Source organism: Flavobacterium xinjiangense (genome assembly GCF_900142885.1).
Lineage (GTDB): Bacteria > Bacteroidota > Bacteroidia > Flavobacteriales > Flavobacteriaceae > Flavobacterium > Flavobacterium xinjiangense.
The window spans coordinates 1-19,072 of record NZ_FRCL01000010.1 but is presented as its reverse complement, the minus strand read 5'-3'; the positions used below and the strand labels follow the sequence as shown (position 1 = coordinate 19,072).

The window sequence follows — 19,072 nt, the reverse complement described above, 5'->3', positions numbered from 1 at the left end:
CTAAACTTCAACTTCAGCAGCTTTTAGGTCCGCCTTAATCAATTCATAAGCCTCAACTACTTTAACCGTCAGTTTTGTGCTGGTTTCCTTTTTTTCCGGATTTAAGTCAGGATGACATTCCTTTAATTTTTTCTTATAGGCCGCCTTGACTTCATTATCAGTGGCAAATCTTGAAATTCCTAATAACGCATACGCGTTATCAATCTCGCTTTTGAAAATAGATTGTTGTTTTTTTATGACATCCACATCGCTTTTCGCTTCAAGCACCTCCTTGAAAAACTTGAAAATGTTCATTCCAGTAGGCACTTCGCTAAGTCCGAGAAACATTTGAATTCCTGACGAGACATTTTTTAGTAATAATGCCGTAAGAACGCTCACGCCGGCAGCTATTTTCATTGTTGTGCTCACCATGTCAGCGTCCAGCCTGGACACATCAAAAGTCCCGGGATGATACGCCGCAAGCGTTCCTTTTTTGAAGAGGTAATACCCGGGTAACAGAGTATCGGAAGCAATAAGCCCAATAAGTTCCATCTGCTCGCCAATCAGTTTTTGTAGGAAAGGATCGGTATAATCCAATTGCCCAATATCAATGGACCCAAGTGAAAAAGGCCATTTCAAATAAGTCCTCAGGCTGCTATGTAGCGTAGGATTAAATTCTGTCTTACTGCCGATTGTAGCCTGTACTACACATGCTTTTTTTAATGAAGTAAACGCCGGAAAAGTTTCTAATTTTACTAGAATTGGTTTGGTTGTCATGGTTGTTTTTCTTAAAATTATGCTAAAATCGTTCCAGTAAAATATTGCCTAGTTGATCTGCCATTATAGCAGTTTTTTAAGTATCTAATTGTTTTTACCTGACTAATAAGTATTTACGGCGTTGTTGAAATGTCGTTCTGGTGGTTATAAAAACTGATTCAAGAAGTGAGTATTTTTATTTATTGGTGATGGGTGATTCCTCCGATACAGTTTTATGTCCAACAAAATACTTAGTATAGGCATCAGAATATTCTTGAACAAAATCTTCCCTTAATTTATGCTCTAAAGCAAGCCTTATAGGCTCAATGAAAGCCAGTTTTTTCATGAAGTTGGTATGGTGCATCACAGCCTTTACCCACACCGGTTCAAAAGCGTCATAGTTAAAAACTGCAGGCTCCAGTAACCATATATCAAATTCAGTGAGTCCGGTAAACAACTCCTTCTGTTCACTGGTAAGTGTAATGTCAAGATTGTGGCACATTAACGCAGCATTCAATAATGTGACATTGGAATATTCCACCTCATCATTTAAAAAAGTGACACCACCGCCCGAATATTTTGAAATTGATGTTGTATAATGGTTGAAATAGTCCTTATATCGGTATTCGTATATTCTGTGCCGGAGCAGGTCTTCATAAACTACAATATTGAGCTCTTTTTCCAAAGATTGGTCAATAGCTCTTATTAGTTGTTGCCTGCCTGGTTCGTCGAGTACATTGAGAAGAAAGATATAATATTTGAAATTTATGAACCCATTAGACATCGAATGGCAATTGGCAATGGATTTAGAAACCAGTCCCAAATTATCGATTTTCAGTTCTGGATAAAATTGGTGTAAGGCACGGCATAAACTTTCTACGAGTCTCTCATACTTATTATTATTAGGTTTGTCCCGCGCGATTACAACTTCTAATACTTCCTGCAGGATTTTGGACGAAAAGAGGTTTCCTTTCTTTTTAATGAAATTGGCCAGGGCCTCTATATTAAACCAATACAGAAAATTTTCCGTTCGGATGAAATTTAATAGCGGCTTTTCAACTGAAGATAAAATGTCGTCCGGCAATTCTGACCCGTTTAAAATTACGAAAAAATTGGTAAATATGCGCCGAAGCTTTTGTTTCAGGTTATCATTCAGCAGGAACTCAGTCATGAGGTCACACGGATGCGGGTCAAAAGCCATGGCGCCCTGCGTATAGAACGATTTAAGATAGGTCTCAAGCCCGAGTATCAGCTCGGAAAGCCCTTTTTCGTCTATTTTTAATGTTCTGCTATCACCCAATACAAGTTTCAAATCTTCTGAAGGTATATGGATTATAGCTTCCTTGATAAAAAAGGCATTAAATGACGGCAATCCTACTTTGGCCGTCCGGAAATTATTAACCAGCCCCTCAAACACTTCCTTAACCATTTCCTGGTAGTCAGAAAAGACGTCATGAATGATGAAATTTCGGTTATCGTGAAGATATAGTTCAAAATAATGCTCGGCGATTTCCTGGGCAAGGTTTAATCCCCCTGTTTGCTGCCCATGGTTATCATACAGTCGTCTCAGTTTTTCGATTGATTTGTTAGAGGTTTTGATTTTGTTCTTGATCCGGCCAATCAGTCGGTCTTCCTTGACCTGGATCAGGTACTGGCGCACATCATTGTCAATTTCGAAATCAAGCTCGTCATGTATAATAGCATCAATATCAATCGATTTTATTGCTTTTATAACGGTATCTCTGTCGCTAAGATGGTAATGATTTCTGATGAGGTTGTGCAGTGACTTTAAATTGAGTTTGGTCAGGAAATAGGCTATCCCTTTGTCTTCTTTATATTTATAGCGGTCGAGATACTTATATACGTTGAAAGCCTCTTTATAATTGGCTGCCAAATAATTGCCGTAGGCGATTTCATTGTCATAAGAATACTGATCTCCTCTGGCGGTTTTGAGTTTTTCAAAAGCCCTTCTGAAATTAAAGTTCCTGAAATTGCAGCTGATGCAGTCGCACGAATCAGGAGTCTTGAGTGCAATGCTTTTAGAAATCCCTTCCTCGTTCTCTTCAAAGTAAAAAGAATGGGTGAAGCTGAATCCGATGGTTGACGACCGTGCCTTCTTTACAGCCTGATAATCCTTGATGGCATCGATTTGAGAAATATTGGAATTATTTAAGAACTTAAAAATCCAGGTAATTTTGTCCTGATAGTTGTCTACCGAAGATTCCAATAGTTTAGAATATGCTGCTTTAACAATTACCTCACCGTCCACGATGTCTATTCCAGCCATCATATAGAATAGGTCAGGATTAATTGTAAATAAAGTACCGTGATCATAATGCCAGACATATTCGTCCAAAATATTAAACGGATACAATGATGCCAAGTAGTTTGGGTCCACAAAACCGAAACCATCGAATCGTTTTAAGGAATGGTAAACGGCATCGACTATGTGTTCTTGTTCCAAGCTGCTCGGTATTTTTTCGGTTACAAACTCGTAATACCTATCGGTTTTTGACTTTCGGCCTGATGCGATGAATCGGCTATGTTGAAAGAAAAATAGGAATTCACGTAGTGTATCAAAGTCTTCCAGATCCTCTAACTTATATTGTTGGTACCTTGATCGGTCCAACGACGGATAAATCCTGATTTCCTTGAAATTAGAGACAATGACCCATTTGCATTTACCGCCCATTTTAGACGCATACTCGAAAGCTTGGTCTATTGTCGTTTTTCCACCAGGCCTTTTCTGCTTATCTTCCAGTTCCGTATTGGCATCCTTTATTTCGATGATCGCCCTTACATCATCAAGTCGTTTATCCTTTGAAAAGTATCCTAATGCGGCATCTGGCTTTGTCAAGTCAACCCTGGTTTTCATTTCTTCCCTCAGGGACCAACTTCTCGAGTTTCCGCAGTTAAACTCAAGCACCTCGCCAAAAATGGCCGTCACAAATCTCGATTTTACTTCTTCTTCCTTAAGGCTGTTGAGTTTCCCTGAACGAAGTTCAGCAATCCATTCAGATATAATCTCGCGTTTTTCATTCAGTTGCGGAAAATACTGGCTTTGAAAAGTACTGTAGTGTTGGCCGAGGCTTTCTTTTGAAAAAATTTGTTCTGGCATGTCAAAATATTTAAGTATTGTGATTTTCTTGCTAATTAGTCCTCAGCATCCGGGTATTCTTTTTCCATATAATACAATGGCTCCATAGACCTGAACCACCCAATATCCAAAATGATTCGGTCATAGATTTTTGCCGTAGCATCCGGAATCGGCGGAAAGGCTTGGAACATCCCAAATTTGTACTGTTTCAGGCCATTCGTCGCGGCAATACATACGATTTCCTTTTCCTTATAACCAGTCTTGTAAGCATAAAGCACCATGGCAAGCTGTATCATGCTGTCGACTTCTTTTTCTGGCACATTTGGCGGATAATAAATCAACAAATGCCCGATGCCATTGTAGGCAGTGTACCGTCTTGCTAAGGTATCTGGATCATTTTCATATTTTTTGACAAGGTCGATAAGTGTTTTCGCTAAAAGCCGTCTTTCGGTCCGCCCTGAATTCATAAGCTCCCTTGCCAACGTCTCGCCGTCGGGCAACGATAAAACATCGGTCTTGACGATGTGGTCAATAAAATAGCTTATCTTATTGGCTTCCTTCTTCCGTCCCAATTGGGAACTTTTCTCATAATTATTCCAGGACCCCGAAAGGTTAAGCGCAGTCTCCTTAATGTGTTCTGATTTGTAGTCCACATTGAATTCACGTTTGTTCATCAGGAATTCGGCAAGCAAGTCTTTCTCAGTACAATTGACCGTAATTTTTTTTCCAGAACTCAATAAGCGTTCCCGCTCATCAAGGTACTCAACAAAATCCTTTATGGTATCCAGTTCTTCAATAATAGCTTCAAACGTTTCCTTATTCAGGATGGTGATGAATCCTTTGTTGGCTTCCTGATCACTAAATTCGTAATACTCAAATTGTTCACCTACATTGATCGTCAGCTTATAATTTTTTGTGTACCGACCCGGTTCAAAAAGTTCAGGCTCGCGGTCAGGATGTTTGATATACACCTCGCGTTGGGATTTGAAAAGCTTACGCTCAGCGCCGTTTAGTTGGCTTGTTGACTTTTCGATAACACGTTTTTTATACCGCTCATAGTTCCCGTCAAAGCTGTGATTTTTGACTGAAATTATGATGAGTATGTCGCGAAAGGAAATTAACAGGTCGCAGATTTCCTTATTGTCATCGGCAATGTCTTTAGGATTGGGATAGCACCAATATTTAAGATAAGATTGGTATGCAAGTTCATTTACATATTCTTCGCCTGCGTCTCCTTTTGATTCATGTTTCATTTGCATATGATTTGTATAGTATGCGAGTTGTAAGCGGGATTCGATGAAAAGTCGAAGAGATTATCCGTTTTCCTTGCAAAATTCTTGTGCATTTAAACAAAGATAGACAGTTTATTTTTTCTACGACAGTACATTATCATGAATACTCAAACTCAATGATGTATGAATTTTCAATAATATATATGTATTAAAACTTATTTACTAACTTTTAGCTTGGTACTGAATATATTATTTTCAGTAATTTGGACAGTATTTTTCTATTTTTTGATAGTATTTTCAGGGTTATGTACATATAATGCTCAGGAAAAAGTTATGAGGAATGAAAAAAACTAGCATATTCTATAAATCCTATATTATTTTGAATTTAAAAAGTCTAACATTTGATTGATCTCTGCCACCTGGTTAGCTTGTACTGCCTAGCTTAAGCGCTAATTGAACTGTTATTACTGTATTGTAGCAATAGAATGGTTATATCTACATCTGCCTGATAGCTTTAAAATATTTCAATTTCAATATATGTCAATTGGTATTGACAATATAAACAAGGTTTACAGTAATTTTTAACAGATTTTTTTACTGCCTTAAATTTTCTTGCCAAACCTATAGCTGAACTTTGCTTTAGATGAATTATGATATTACTTTATAAAAGCTTCAATGTCCTTTTTAGCAACATAAGTAAACTTTCCCTTTGAAAATTTACTTATGTTGTTACGTTTTATAAGATTGTATAAGGCTCCATTGGAAAGACTAAATTTCTTTTGTATTTCAGTGATAGTATAACAGTCTTTAATTTCAGCCTGTTTTCTTTGTTCTATTGGTCGTAATACTACTTCAAATCCAATTTGTGGCTTTTCAAATAAAGCATTAATATCGCACCGTCTAATTAAGGTTTTTCTTTCTGAAAAGTTATAGGCGTTTATTTTTTTAGTATTGATCAAACGATAGATAGTTTTAACTGAAAAACCTAGAAGCAATGCAGTTGTCTTACATTTAAAAATTCTTTGTCTTTAAGATCAATAAGCGGCTGATTTTTTATTTTGATTGTTTGAAGGTTTGAGCTTTCAATTTTCTGATTTTTCAACCTTCGCTTATACTCTTTACTTGCACATTTTAATGAGCAATATTTTGCTGTGGTTTTCTTTGCAAGGAACTCAAAACCACAAAATCCACATATTCTATATACTGAAATATTCGAGCTCATTTCCAATTTTATTAGTTGGAATTGTAGGATTGAAAAGTGGTTAATTAAGAATGTAATGAAGTAAATATAAGACTTTCAATTTCAATAATTTGCTTTTTGGTTCATTTAAAATAGTTTAAATTATGGAGACACTATAATACGTTGGATGAAAAAATAAAAAAATTAGATTATTATGGATTTAAAATGGCAAGAAATTGGGTTTGACTCAGATAATATTGAAAGAATTGCACACGACGGACAAAAATTGTATGTCGAATTTAAAAAAACTGGAAAAGGATATTATTATGAAGATGTTTCGTATGAAATTTTTGTGCGTATTATGAATAAGGAAGTTTATAGTAAAAGCGAAGGAAAACCATCATTTGGTGCAACATTTAATATGTTAGTTATAAAAAGTGGTTTCATAGGAGAACAGTATAGATAATTCCCACGCTACCGCACGAAATGAAATTCGATAAAGGCAATCCTATCGTGTGGTTTCTATAGGAAACGGTATTATGAAAATAGTTCGTTATTCCTAGCCCTGATGGTCGAATTATTTAACAATTACCTCGTAGCGTAGCGAAGAGATACAGCGGACAGCAGGTCTTTTTAGTACATAAACAGGCATAAAAAAAACGCTCCTTTATAAAGAAAGCGCTCTTGCATTATATTATTGAGCACACTTTATCCTTATACACTTGCTCATCAATATAGTATTAATCAGATTTTTAATGTTTTTTTTAAAAAGATGCGACTAATAAGTTATTTTTGTAAAAATTTTCTTAAGTATAACTTTTAGATATGAAAAAAAACAAACTCTTCGTAATACTATTTACAACCTTATTTTTTAGTATAACTACAATAGCTCAAGCTACAAAATCTTTACACAAAACAAATGCAGGATTCACAGCTATACCTAATCCTAACTTTGAGCAAGCCCTGATTAATTTGGGTTACGACTCAGGCACCATAGACGGGCAGGTACTAACTGCTAATATTGCGAACATAACTAGTTTGAATGTTTCCGCTAAATTTATCTCAAATTTAACAGGAATAGAGGGTTTTACCTCTTTGAAAACATTGAACTGTTCCTCCAATTCATTAAAAACTTTAAATTTAACACAAAATTTAGCTTTGACTACTCTGAACTGTTCTACGAATTCACTAACTGTTCTGGATTTAAGTCAAAATATAGCTTTAGAAGCTCTTAACTCTAATTCTAATCCATTGATAGCCTTAGATGTTTCTAAGAATTTGTCATTAACAGATTTAAATTGTGGTTTAGATCAACTTTCAACTCTTGATGTTTCTAAAAACATAGCCTTGAAGATATTACGCTGTGAATCTAATAGATTGACCGATGTAAATCTATCCACAAATTTAGCTTTGGTTAATTTGAATTTGAGCAACAATCAAATTACCAGCCTTAATTTATCTAAAAACATTGCATTAAAAAGCTTAGGTTGTTCAAACAACAGATTTGTAACTTTAGATTTATCCAAAAATGAAGTTTTATCAGATTTGGTATGTGACACAAACTCATTGTTAACAACTATAAACTTAAAAACCGGAAAGAACATTTCTACTTTTAGAATAGACTGCACTTATAGCTACAATTTGACTTGTATCTTGGTTAATAGCGTAGCCTATTCAGAGTCGAATTGGATTGACAAACTGGAATTTTCAGCAAAATATAATGAGGTAGCCTGTTATACCTACACATTAATTCCTGACGCTAATTTTGAAAAAAAGCTTATCGCATTAGGCATTGATAAAGATGGTGAAAATGGAAAAGTAATTACTACAAATATTTCTTCTTTAACTTCTTTAGATGTGTCCTATAGCAATATTCTCAATTTGACGGGAATTAAAGATTTTGCAGCGCTGACCAATCTTAATTCTTCAGGAAATGCCCTCAAAGGATTGGACTTGTCCAGCAATCTCTCTTTAGTCTCAATAAATTGCTCCATAAATCAATTGTATGCGCTGGATTTTTCTAAAAACATTAATTTGAACAGTATTCGTTGTGAAAAAAACAATCTTCATAGTTTAAATCTTAAAAATGGAAATAACACAATACTGACTAATCTCAACTTAAAAACAAATCCAAATTTATTGTGTGTTTTGGTTGACAATGCGGCTTATTCCAATGCTAATTGGGCATCTGCGAAAGACAATACAACTAGTTATAATGATACTGCTTGTGTTGCCGTTGCTGCATACACATTAATTCCAGACGTCTATTTCGAGAACAAGCTAATTGCTTTAGGATATGATACAGATGGAAAAAACGGAAAAATATTGACATCCAGAATTTCGTCTTTAACATCTTTGGATGTTTCTTCCTCTTCGATTTCAAATTTGACAGGGATAAAGGATTTTGTGGCCTTAAAAAATTTACAGTGTGATTCTAATAGATTGACAAATTTGGATCTATCAAATAATATAGCTTTAATTGATCTTAATGTTTCTTCAAATTCGTTAGGAAGCTTGGACGTTTCTAAAAATATTGCTTTGATTAGTTTGAATTGTAATTTCAATTTGATAAAAAACCTGGACTTCAGCAAAAATTTGTTATTAAAAAGCTTATCATGTATATCAAATGATTTATCCAGTTTGAATTTAAAGCAAAATTTTGCTTTGACTTATTTACAATGTGGCACAAATAAATTACCCACACTGGATGTTTCCCAAAATGTAATTTTATCCTTTTTGAGATGTGAGTCTAATTTATTAAAAAGTTTGAATGTAACTAACAATGCTTTTTTGTATGATTTCCATTGTTCTTCAAACCAACTCACAAGCCTAGATCTTTCTAAAAATCCAGTTTTAGCTTCTTTATATTGTGGGTCAAATAAATTAACATCTTTAGATGTTTCTAAAAACCCCTACTTAGCTTGGTTGCTTTGTGAGAAAAATCAGCTAACAAACCTGCATATTTCAAACAATTTAAAGATAAGCTATTTTGATTGCAGTGGAAATCAATTGACCAGTCTGGATCTTTCTAAGCATGGAAATTTGAAGGTTTTTTATTGTGGAAATAACAAACTCTTGAATTTGAATTTAAAAAATGGAAGAAACAATTTTATGACTGCTTATTTTGGTTGCTCCTATAACCCTAATCTGACTTGTATACTGGTAGATAATGCCGTTGATGCCACAAGCAGATGGAATAGCGATAAAGATGCTACAGCAACTTATGTCGATACTTCCTGTACACTTTACACCAGTATTCCTGATGTGAATTTTGAAAATAAATTAATTAGTCTTGACCTGGACTCAGGTACTATTGATGGAAAAGTATTAACGACAAATATTTCAAAGGTAACATCGCTAAATGTATCTTCCAGTTCTATTACAAATTTGACAGGAATACAGGATTTTGTCGCTTTAAAGGAGTTGATTTGCCACACAAATCAGTTAACCGGTTTGGATATTTCCAAAAATACCGCTTTAACCAGTTTAGATTGCAGTTTAAATCAATTAACAAACCTTGATATTTCTGAAAGATTGGAATTGACAAAACTGAATTGCAAGTCAAACAAATTGACAACTTTGGATGTTTCACAAAATGTATTATTGACAGGTCTGAATTGCAGTTCAAATCTAATATCAGACCTTAATCTTTCTGAAAACATTCATTTGTCTGCATTTAGTTGTACTGATAACAAACTATCAAATTTGAATTTAAAGAACGGAAAAAACACTTTATTTATCAATCCCAACTTTAATTTAAATCCTGATTTAACTTGTATTCTGGTAGATAATGCACTATACTCAAAAGCTAACTGGACCAATAACAAAGATCCTCAGGCAGAATATAATGACAAAGACTGTTTATTTCCTTATACATTAATTCCTGACACCAATTTTGAGAACAAACTGATTGCATTGGGAATAGATACTGATGGAAAAAATGGAAAAGTATTGACTGCTAGTATTGAGGGAATAATTTCCCTGGATGTTTCGTCTGGTTCCATTAACGATTTGACTGGTATTGAGAACTTCTCCTCTTTAGAAATACTAAACTGTCAAAATAATCAATTAAAAAGTTTGAATGTTTTTCAAAATAGTTCTTTGAAGTGGCTGAACTGTTATCAAAATCCGCTAATAAACCTGGATCTAGACCAAAATACTGCTTTAGTGAGTTTATTTTGTGGATCGAATCAGTTAACAAAACTGGATGTTTCTAGTAATTTTAATTTGATTACTTTAGATTGTTCTGTAAATAATTTGACCACTCTTGAGCTTTCTAAAAATATTGCTTTGACTGATTTAAATTGTAGCCAAAACAGATTAACTAGTTTGGATCTTTCCAAAAACACCAATCTGAAAACGTTTCGTGGGAACAATAACAATTTAGCCAATGTTGATATAAAAAATGGAAAAAATATCTTGTTAAGCATGGTCGATTTTAGAGCAAACCCATACCTTACTTGCATTAAGGTAGACAACGCTACTTACTCTAACAGCAATTGGTTTGACCAAAAAGATTCTCTGGCAGGATACAACGAAAGTTATTGCACGATTTACACACTTATTCCGGATTTCCAATTTGAACAAGCGTTACTCTCTTTAAACCTTGATGATAAACAAGACGGAAAAGTTGTTACAAATAATATTAAAGATGTTTCGATCTTGTCTATTAATTGCTATGCAAATGGTCATTTCACTAGAATAAACGATTTAACTGGAATTCAGGATTTCACAGGACTTAAAGTTTTAGAATGCAGCTCAAATGCTTTGACAACTTTAGATCTTTCCAAAAATATTGCTTTGACTAGACTGCAATGCAATTCAAATTATTTGATGAGCCTTGACATTTCCAAAAATATTGCTTTGACTGATTTAAATTGTAGCAACAATGGCGATTCCAACAATTACAATAAGGGATTAATGAAATTAGATGTTTCAAAAAACATTGCTTTGACTACTTTAGATTGCAGTTCAAATAGTCTAGCCTCACTTGATGTTTCCAAAAATCTTGCTTTGAAAAATTTGAATTGCACTACCAATTTGTTACCTAATTTAGATGTTTCAAATAATACAGTGTTGACTACTTTGGATTGTACTTCTAATTTTTTACCTAGTTTGGAGGTATCTAAAAATAGTGCATTGACTGGATTATATTGCACCACTAACCTTATTGCCAACTTGGATGTCATTAAAAACGTTGTATTAAAAGAATTAAGTTGTGGCTCAAATCAATTAAAAAATTTAGATGTTTCAAAAAATGCATCTTTGACATATTTGAAATGTTCTTCAAATCAATTGACAACATTAAATGTTAAAAACGGGTTTAATAGCAAAATAACCGGTTTTGATGCCACGGGGAACCCTAATCTTAAATGTATTGAAGCAGATAGTGCCACGCCCCCAAATACTGGATGGAAAAAAGATGCTACCGCAAATTATAGCATTACTTCTTGTACATTGTCTAATAATACTTTTGAGAAAAACAACAATTTAGTATTAATTTATCCAAATCCTACTAATGATATATTAAACATTGTAGTTCCAGCAGATATAGAATTGAAAAAAGTGGAAGTGTTCTCGCTAACGGGACAAAAAGTGGAAACGACAACACAATCTCAAATTTCATTGAAACATTTAGCAAAGGGAGAATATTTATTGATTATCGAAACCAATACAGGACATTCGACTAAAAAAGTAATTAAAAACTAAGACAACATACCTCCACTGGCGCTCGTTTGTCCACTATCTCTGGTGCTCGTTTTCAACGAGTACCTACTTTAAATTATATTTGCAAAACGTAACGTTTGTACCGCGGTTTACGAACCAATTATAAGCTTTTCCTCATGGCGCTGATTTGCCCGCTGCACGAAGTGTTCCGTAAAACCCGAGAATAAAATTAAAAGTAGGGATTGCTCTGCGAAGTCTCCTGACTTCGTAGCCGTTGCAATAGGCAACAAACACAAATCAGAAAAAAATTGTAATAAATTGGGTGCTCAATTTGACCGGTTTTTCCACTTTAAGGTTAGCCCAACGTTACTTTTCATGTTTGTAAATAATTATCAATGTTGTGTAAACAAAATTGTTTACTTTTGTGTTATGAAAAATATACTTGATATCATTAAGGGGATTCATCCCGGCTATGTTTTGGAACGCGAATTGGAAAAACGCCATCTGCGCAAGGGACAGTTTGCGCTTTCAATTGGTGAATTTCCACAAACATTGACGGCTATTACTAAGGGCAAACGCAGGATGAATACACCGCTGGCACTTAAGATTGAAAAATTATTGGCTATTGAAGAAGGTTATTTGATGGTATTGCAGGTGTATTATGATATTGAGCAGGAGAAGAAGAAAGAAAACAAGCAGCTAAACGCCCAGAAGCCTAATTTAAGTCAACTCAGAAAAGTCTTGTTTTGGGATACGGACATCAAAAAAATAGACTGGCAGAGACAAAAGAAAGCGGTAATCAAAAGAATTTTTGAGCGTGGCAATGAAGAAGAAAAAAAGGAGATTAGCCGTTTTTATGGTTTTGATACCGTTAATTCAATCCTAAACCTATAAATCAAGTTATGGCACTACATTTCAATACAGTTACTCCGCTTCTTAAAACTATTTTAGAGGATTTGATGCAGGCCAAAGAATTCGAATCTTTTCGACTTGTAGGAGGTACAGCATTAAGCCTATATTACGGGCACAGAATGTCTGTGGATATTGATCTTTTTAGTGATGCTGACTACGGAAGCTTGGATTTCAATGCCATCGATGCTTATCTAAGGGCTCACTACTTTTATGTTGATAGCATGGATATTGCCCCAATAGGTATGGGCAAGTCGTATTATGTAGGAAGTAGCAGTGATGAAAGTGTGAAATTGGATCTTTATTACACGGATGATTTTATAGACGAAGTACAAGTATTTGATATGCTCAGACTAGCGAGTAGAGCAGAGATCACAGCGATGAAACTCGATGTGGTGCAAAGGACAGGAAGAAAAAAAGACTTTTGGGATATCGATAGGCTAAAAGATGATTTTACCATTAGCGAGATGTTTGCCTTACACAAAAAAAGGTATCCCTATACCCATGATAGAGATTTGTTGAGAGAAAAATTCACTGACTTCACCCAGGCCGATGATGATTTTGAACCCTTGTGTCTAAGGGGAAGACATTGGGAATTTATAAAACTCAATATGATTGAGTTTATTGAACCCTTGGAGGCTTAGTACTTTTTTTAAATAGAGAGTGAAAGTATTTTTCATAACCATTTTATTGAAACTTTATTGACTAATGAAACTAGAATGCTAAATATCCGCTAAAAAAACTTTCCATTTTACTATACTGTAAATTATGTCAAATCGATAGGAACGCAATAAAGGATATCATTCTTTTGACAGGGTCTTGATGCGTTTTTTGAGTGGAGAAGACTCGACTTTCCGTGGTTAGCAATATTAGTGTCAATTAAGATGACAAATTAAGTGTCCAGCGCTGTATCTAGTAAAAATGATAATGACTATGGTCTATTAACAAATTAAGTAGTCTTTGTAAAAAACGGTAAAATTGACCACCTGATTTTTAGTGATACTAAAACGGGAGCTCTTTTAAGTCATTCGTGTACTTTGGATATCAAATACAGTAAATAAATTCGGGGTAAAACTATATTTTTTTAAGTCGTTATCACTGTATTCGAATTTTGGTTGTTCTTTCTACTTTAGTACGTCGATTAATAGGTTACAAACAGTTTTCTAAAAAAAATATGATTCAGTCAATAAGATCTGAATTGTAAGATGTTAATGTACAAAGTTACAAGTATAAGGAATCATTCGGTTCTGAACGCCCCGCCATTATTATTACGAAAGGAATAATAATGGCGGGGCGGCGCACATATTCACACCTTTTGGTTTACGTTTTACTTTATTTTTGCATATCAAACAACGCGAAAAATTAGTCTATGGTGTATGGCATTTGAAAGTGTCTATAATTTATTTGTTCTCGTTACTATTTTAAAAGTAGAAGGATAGTCGATTTTAAAAAGGACAGCTAGTACAACCTAACTGTCCTCATGAATTAATTCAGGAGTAGCGCATCCACTCCTACAGCTGCAAAATCAGTACACAGGTTAAAAGCCGACTGTGCTCGTAATTGTGCAGTACCACCCATTAAAAGCGAAGACACTTTGGCTTCATCATCCTTGTACGTGCGTACATTTTGAAAGTAGCCCGTTATGGCATTGTATGCTCCAAAAACGGTGCCTTTGGTAGTGTCCATTAGTTGGGTAGGGTCGGACATGGCATATGAAAAAGCACTATCCACCATATTGGTAAAGCAAGAAGATAGTTCGTCCTCATTGCCCCCTTGGAGGTTTTTGAGCACCTCTTTGCTAGGTGCAAGGGCAGACTGAATGAGTTTTTTTACTTCATTATCGGAGATACGAATTTTTGTCCAGTAATTGAAAATCGCTTCCATTTGTACCGATAGAACATCGGAAATACCCATGACCTTGTGTGCCTGTTCCAAACGTTGTTTGGCGTTGGAGGTATGGCGAATGCGTACCGTATTGCTTTGGTTACGCAGTGCGGCATTGAGGGTATTGGCGCATACAATACGAATAGGAGTAAAGGCTGCTGTTATGCTTCCGCTTCCGTCGTGGGAAGTCGTTAGGAAAAGGTATTTTTCGATAAGGTCATCTTTGCCCACGCGGATATAGTTGGGAAGTTTAGCGGTAATAAAAATGCGTTCCCCTTTGCCCAAAGCTCCTGCCGTCTCGTATAAGATACCATCACCGCCTACAATAGCATCAAAAAATGAAAAGGCATCTTTGTTTTGTACAATTTGATAATCTTTACCCACTACGCCTAAAACGGCATCATTATCGGTGCGTACAGTACTGAAATAATTTGGTACTTCGATGTTGCTGTCCTGTAGACTGGGAGTGAAAAGTTTTCTTTTTTCGACTTCGTAGTCTAATCCTGCATGGAGTATTGCTTCTGTACTTGTGGGATATTCCTGTATAACCTGCCCTAAATTGTGCCATGCTTTTTCTTTCACGCTGAAAAAGCTGTGTTTTGCTGTCTGAGTGTTGTAATTGAGATTGTGTGCCATGATGTTTCGATTTAGATTATTACTATTAATTTTTCAATTCCTTCCTCTGTACCCGTCATAAGGGGCTTATGGATGTGGAGAGCTATAAGTCCCGAAGGGTGGCTAGTGTAACTCAGCCATTATGCGCTTGCAGCATCCATTAGACACTATCTTAGCTGCTTTTTAGTCCGTTTGGAATGAAAACTGGATTTAAAATCATTTCAATTTTCACACAAAAAAAAACCGATATTAAAAATTTCAGATTAGGCAATTGATTGAGGAATATTACGATCCGTACCAATGGTATTTACTGGACTACTAGTTATTTTCTTTGAAGAATGTTTTTTTCAGAGGATAAAGCAGATGGTCAACTAGTTTTGGATTATAACTTGATCTTGTTTAGCAATTGTAGTGTATGTTGATCCGGTATGCTTTTAAAATATTTTTCCAATACCTTACTAAATACGGGATGGGCATTTTCTACCGTGGCAAATACTATCATGCAAGAGCGTAATTTTAAATCGTCCGGAGTACCAAATATTTATGTAGCTGTTTTTCCCTCAAGTTGAAGAACAACTAAAGAAATTTCTCAGGTGTTGTCCCAAAACAGGATCGCGGTGGAATTTGAACTAACTTATTATTTACGCTTTCAATCAAATAATATTCCGTAAACTACTCTTAATTTAGATGATTTTGCTTAGAATGTTGAGTTGCCGGGATCACAATCGAATACTTAATTCCTATATTGATGTTCTTAGATAAACTAGATAAATAACGTTTAGCCTCTTTTATTATAATGATTTTGATGGTGTCATTACTTTCCTTAATAAGATATGTTCCTTACAAACAATGCTTTCATCAGATTGCAGATTTCCTAATTCATTCGAAGATATAAGGGAGCATTTGGTTGTTAACAATGATTGGAGTTTAGATTATGCTTTTTTGCGACGTTTTCAGATTTTGGACGGGGATGTTCAATTTTATTTTATGAATACTTTTGGTCCATCATTAAAATATGAAGACTAAACATTACGTTAATTTTTGTTCCCTTTCCTTTAACTGATTCAATTTTAAAATGGCCCTTGAGGGATTTTACCCTTTCATTCAAATTAATTAAACCAATTCCATTTTTTTTATGATTCACATCGAAACCGTCACCGTCATCTATAATATTTAATTCTAAAAAATTATGGAGTATAATTTTAATAGTACAGTTTTTGGCATTTGCATATTTACTAACATTTAAAATAGCCTCTTGGATTATTCTATACATATTTATCTTGTAAATATTGGGTATTGATAACCATTCAATCTGTGGATCACTTTCGAGCTTAAAGTGAGTTTCTATAATGTTTTGGTGATTTTCAATTAAACTCCGTAACAGATAATTAAAGTCATTTCCGTCAAAAAAAGTAGTGTAACTTAAATCGTGTGAAATTGTTCTTATTTCGTTTTCAATATTTTGTAGTTCATCGATATATTCTCTCCTTTTTTTTATTATTTTATCATCAATTTTGGTATTCATGAAACCTAAATTCATTCGAACACCGTATATTTTATTCATAATGCCATCGTGTAATTCTTTTGCTATTTTGGCTTTTTCATTCTCCTTGACAATATTCATTTTTTCATGCTCTTGTGATAATAGCTGGTATATTTCCTCATTTGCTAAATGCTGCCTTTTTAAAAAAATTAGTTCTTTATTTTTATATTTTATATGCCTAAATAGCGAAATTATTATAAATAAAAATAGTAGTCCTACACAAATAGTCAAAAGATATAAATTATTCTTACTCAAAACTTTATTTTCATCCGTTACTAATGATGTTTCATATTCAATTCTAGCATATTTATGATGTGCATTTTTTTGAACTAAGTTTATGCTATCGCTTACATTAATATATGTATTAGCATAAAATAAGCTGTTTTTTATATCTACAGTGGAAAGTAATTTTAAAGAAGTCAAAACTTCATTACTACTTTTAATCTTTACCGCTAATTCATTTGCCTCCTTTAAAATTTCAATTGATTTTATTGTATCTTTTTGAGTTAAGAAAAACTCACCTAAATATATTTTTTTATACAAAACATCAGACTCAATTCCCGAACTCTCAACAATATTTAATGCCTCAAAAAACATGGATTGAACGTTATTATAATCCCCATTTTTCATCTTAGAATAAGCCAAATTACTTAGAACATTGGCATATAATCTGGGCCATCTATTTTTTAATTCTTCAGTCAATATACCTTGAAGTGCTGTTATAGATTTAGAATATTCTCCTTTTAAATCATATAAATTACTGATGTTAATAATAGACGTTACGTTGTAATTATTTATTTCATCTTTATCGATATTATTTATCCTCATCGTATCTAAACATTCCATTGCAATTTTATGATAGCGCAATGCTTCATCATAATTAGCTAATTTCTCTAAACAATTACCCATTAAATTATTACAAGAATATATTAATTGATAATTTTTTGATTTAGTTAAATAGCGTATTGCATTAGAAATCTCTACTTCACATTCGATATAATTTCCATCATAAAATAGAATATGAGCTTTATTAAATAACATTCGAGCAGTATTATCATAATCTTGAATTTTAATATATAATTTTTCAGCATGTAAATAATAAAAATAGGCACTGTCTTTTCGGGTGTTTCGATAACAATCACCAATATAAAATAATGCCTTAGGCTCTCTAATAATATCGTTAACCTCCTTTGATAGTTTTAATGCTTTTTCGCTATGAGATAAAGATTTATTTATATTATTGATATAATAATATTCGGTCGCTAATTCTAAATGTAGATTCCTAGTAAGTGTATCATTTTCTCTAGTTTTTATCAAAAGGTCACCTAATGAATCTAGATAATTTTCTTTTTTTAACTTTGTTAGATTATTATAATTTTTATCAAAAAAAATAACATCTTTTTTTTCATGGAATACAGTCTTATTTTTTGTGCAACATATAATAAATAGTGTCAGAAAACATGTAATTTTGCTTAGAGTACCCAAAATGTAATTGTTAAATTATATTGTTTCAAAGGTACTACAATTTAAAAAGAAGAATATGTAAAGGAGAACGGTTACATATTCTTCTTTAATCAATTTAGATTTTAATTTCTTGGAGGAATTGGATTACTAGGTTCACCATCAGTAATATCTACTTCTAAACTTGAAATTTTAATAGAATCAATTGTCATTTCATTTGTTAAATTTTTTACATCATATTGGCTGTTAATTTTTGCAACGGATTTTTCTCCCTGTAGGATTTCACCTTCATCAGTTGAACATGAGTAAGTTAAAAAAGAAATAAGGCCTAAAATAAATAATTTGCGTTTCATAATTAAATTTGTTAAATATTATTACTGCAAAAAGACATATTTACTTATCAGGTATTTTACGGTAAAACCGTAATATTTAGTTAGTTTTGTAATAAAAAAATGAAAAGAGCTCTTAATATTTTGATTGTAGACGATCACCCCATGACAGTTGATAGTTATATAAATTTATTATTAGAGGTTGAATTACAGGATTTTAAACCTAATTTTATTAAGTGTTACAATTGTAAAGGCGCTTATGATGCAATTCTTTTTCATTCAAAACAAAATATAAATATAGATCTAACGCTTATTGATCTTAACCTTCTGGATATTCCGCTGCAAAGGTCGCCACGATTCCGCTACAAAGTACGCCACCCATTCCGAAGCAAAGGTCGCCACGATTCCACTGCAAAGGTT

At 33.7% G+C, this 19,072-nt stretch carries 13 protein-coding genes and 1 pseudogene; 6 read left to right on the top strand and 8 right to left on the bottom strand.

Annotated features, from left to right (window positions below; genetic code table 11):
* The 4 genes from BUC23_RS12165 to BUC23_RS17220 form a co-directional block, all read right to left on the bottom strand.
* Positions 1–756: a J domain-containing protein gene (locus BUC23_RS12165; protein ID WP_073209815.1), complete on the bottom strand. Its 756-nt coding sequence runs from the start codon at positions 754–756 to the stop codon at positions 1–3.
* 175 nt (positions 757–931) lie between these two features.
* On the bottom strand, positions 932–3,853 hold the full coding sequence (locus tag BUC23_RS12160; protein ID WP_073209813.1) for a hypothetical protein: 2,922 nt from the start codon (positions 3,851–3,853) through the stop codon (positions 932–934).
* A gap of 35 nt (positions 3,854–3,888) precedes the next feature.
* The gene (locus tag BUC23_RS12155) at positions 3,889–5,085 is read right to left on the bottom strand and encodes a hypothetical protein (RefSeq protein WP_139259863.1); all 1,197 of its coding nucleotides are present in this window, start codon (positions 5,083–5,085) and stop codon (positions 3,889–3,891) included.
* Positions 5,086–5,720: 635 nt separating this feature from the next.
* Positions 5,721–6,059: a helix-turn-helix domain-containing protein gene (locus BUC23_RS17220; RefSeq protein ID WP_139259861.1), complete on the bottom strand. Its 339-nt coding sequence runs from the start codon at positions 6,057–6,059 to the stop codon at positions 5,721–5,723.
* A 399-nt stretch (positions 6,060–6,458) separates the two neighbouring features.
* Between BUC23_RS17220 and BUC23_RS12145 the strand changes: the two genes are divergently transcribed.
* From BUC23_RS12145 to BUC23_RS12130, 4 genes are all read left to right on the top strand, one after another.
* Positions 6,459–6,710 (top strand): hypothetical protein, encoded by a 252-nt coding sequence (locus tag BUC23_RS12145; RefSeq protein ID WP_073209809.1) that lies wholly within the window; start codon positions 6,459–6,461, stop codon positions 6,708–6,710.
* A 359-nt stretch (positions 6,711–7,069) separates the two neighbouring features.
* Positions 7,070–11,953: a T9SS type A sorting domain-containing protein gene (locus BUC23_RS12140; protein ID WP_073209807.1), complete on the top strand. Its 4,884-nt coding sequence runs from the start codon at positions 7,070–7,072 to the stop codon at positions 11,951–11,953.
* Between the two features lie 387 nt (positions 11,954–12,340).
* Positions 12,341–12,805 (top strand): helix-turn-helix transcriptional regulator, encoded by a 465-nt coding sequence (locus tag BUC23_RS12135; protein WP_073209805.1) that lies wholly within the window; start codon positions 12,341–12,343, stop codon positions 12,803–12,805.
* An 8-nt stretch (positions 12,806–12,813) separates the two neighbouring features.
* A complete protein-coding gene (locus BUC23_RS12130; protein ID WP_073209803.1) occupies positions 12,814–13,464 on the top strand; it encodes a nucleotidyl transferase AbiEii/AbiGii toxin family protein in 651 nt (216 codons plus the stop codon).
* Positions 13,465–14,305: 841 nt separating this feature from the next.
* On the opposite strand, the gene BUC23_RS12125 is transcribed toward BUC23_RS12130, so the two are convergent.
* Positions 14,306–15,340: a DUF932 domain-containing protein gene (locus BUC23_RS12125; protein ID WP_073209800.1), complete on the bottom strand. Its 1,035-nt coding sequence runs from the start codon at positions 15,338–15,340 to the stop codon at positions 14,306–14,308.
* A 361-nt stretch (positions 15,341–15,701) separates the two neighbouring features.
* Positions 15,702–15,860, bottom strand: coding sequence for a DUF1810 family protein (locus BUC23_RS17850; RefSeq protein ID WP_407918681.1), 159 nt, complete (start codon positions 15,858–15,860; stop codon positions 15,702–15,704).
* A gap of 230 nt (positions 15,861–16,090) precedes the next feature.
* Between BUC23_RS17850 and BUC23_RS17845 the strand changes: the two genes are divergently transcribed.
* Positions 16,091–16,345: an AbiJ-related protein gene (locus BUC23_RS17845; RefSeq protein ID WP_407918680.1), complete on the top strand. Its 255-nt coding sequence runs from the start codon at positions 16,091–16,093 to the stop codon at positions 16,343–16,345.
* On the opposite strand, the gene BUC23_RS12115 is transcribed toward BUC23_RS17845, so the two are convergent.
* Both BUC23_RS12115 and BUC23_RS12110 read right to left on the bottom strand, forming a co-directional pair.
* On the bottom strand, positions 16,305–18,347 hold the full coding sequence (locus tag BUC23_RS12115) for a tetratricopeptide repeat-containing sensor histidine kinase (protein ID WP_073209798.1): 2,043 nt from the start codon (positions 18,345–18,347) through the stop codon (positions 16,305–16,307). The genes BUC23_RS17845 and BUC23_RS12115 overlap by 41 nt on opposite strands.
* A gap of 101 nt (positions 18,348–18,448) precedes the next feature.
* The gene (locus tag BUC23_RS12110) at positions 18,449–18,676 is read right to left on the bottom strand and encodes a hypothetical protein (RefSeq protein ID WP_073209796.1); all 228 of its coding nucleotides are present in this window, start codon (positions 18,674–18,676) and stop codon (positions 18,449–18,451) included.
* Positions 18,677–18,775: 99 nt separating this feature from the next.
* Between BUC23_RS12110 and BUC23_RS12105 the strand changes: the two are divergent.
* Positions 18,776–19,072 (top strand): annotated as a pseudogene (locus tag BUC23_RS12105) (hypothetical protein); the annotation flags it as partial.

Coding starts and splice junctions, on each gene's coding strand:
- BUC23_RS12165 (WP_073209815.1), bottom strand. CDS start 756: ATGACAACCAAACCAATTCTAGTAAAATTAGAAACTTTTCCGGCGTTT.
- BUC23_RS12160 (WP_073209813.1), bottom strand. CDS start 3,853: ATGCCAGAACAAATTTTTTCAAAAGAAAGCCTCGGCCAACACTACAGT.
- BUC23_RS12155 (WP_139259863.1), bottom strand. CDS start 5,085: ATGAAACATGAATCAAAAGGAGACGCAGGCGAAGAATATGTAAATGAA.
- BUC23_RS12145 (WP_073209809.1), top strand. CDS start 6,459: ATGGATTTAAAATGGCAAGAAATTGGGTTTGACTCAGATAATATTGAA.
- BUC23_RS12140 (WP_073209807.1), top strand. CDS start 7,070: ATGAAAAAAAACAAACTCTTCGTAATACTATTTACAACCTTATTTTTT.
- BUC23_RS12135 (WP_073209805.1), top strand. CDS start 12,341: ATGAAAAATATACTTGATATCATTAAGGGGATTCATCCCGGCTATGTT.
- BUC23_RS12130 (WP_073209803.1), top strand. CDS start 12,814: ATGGCACTACATTTCAATACAGTTACTCCGCTTCTTAAAACTATTTTA.
- BUC23_RS12125 (WP_073209800.1), bottom strand. CDS start 15,340: ATGGCACACAATCTCAATTACAACACTCAGACAGCAAAACACAGCTTT.
- BUC23_RS12110 (WP_073209796.1), bottom strand. CDS start 18,676: ATGAAACGCAAATTATTTATTTTAGGCCTTATTTCTTTTTTAACTTAC.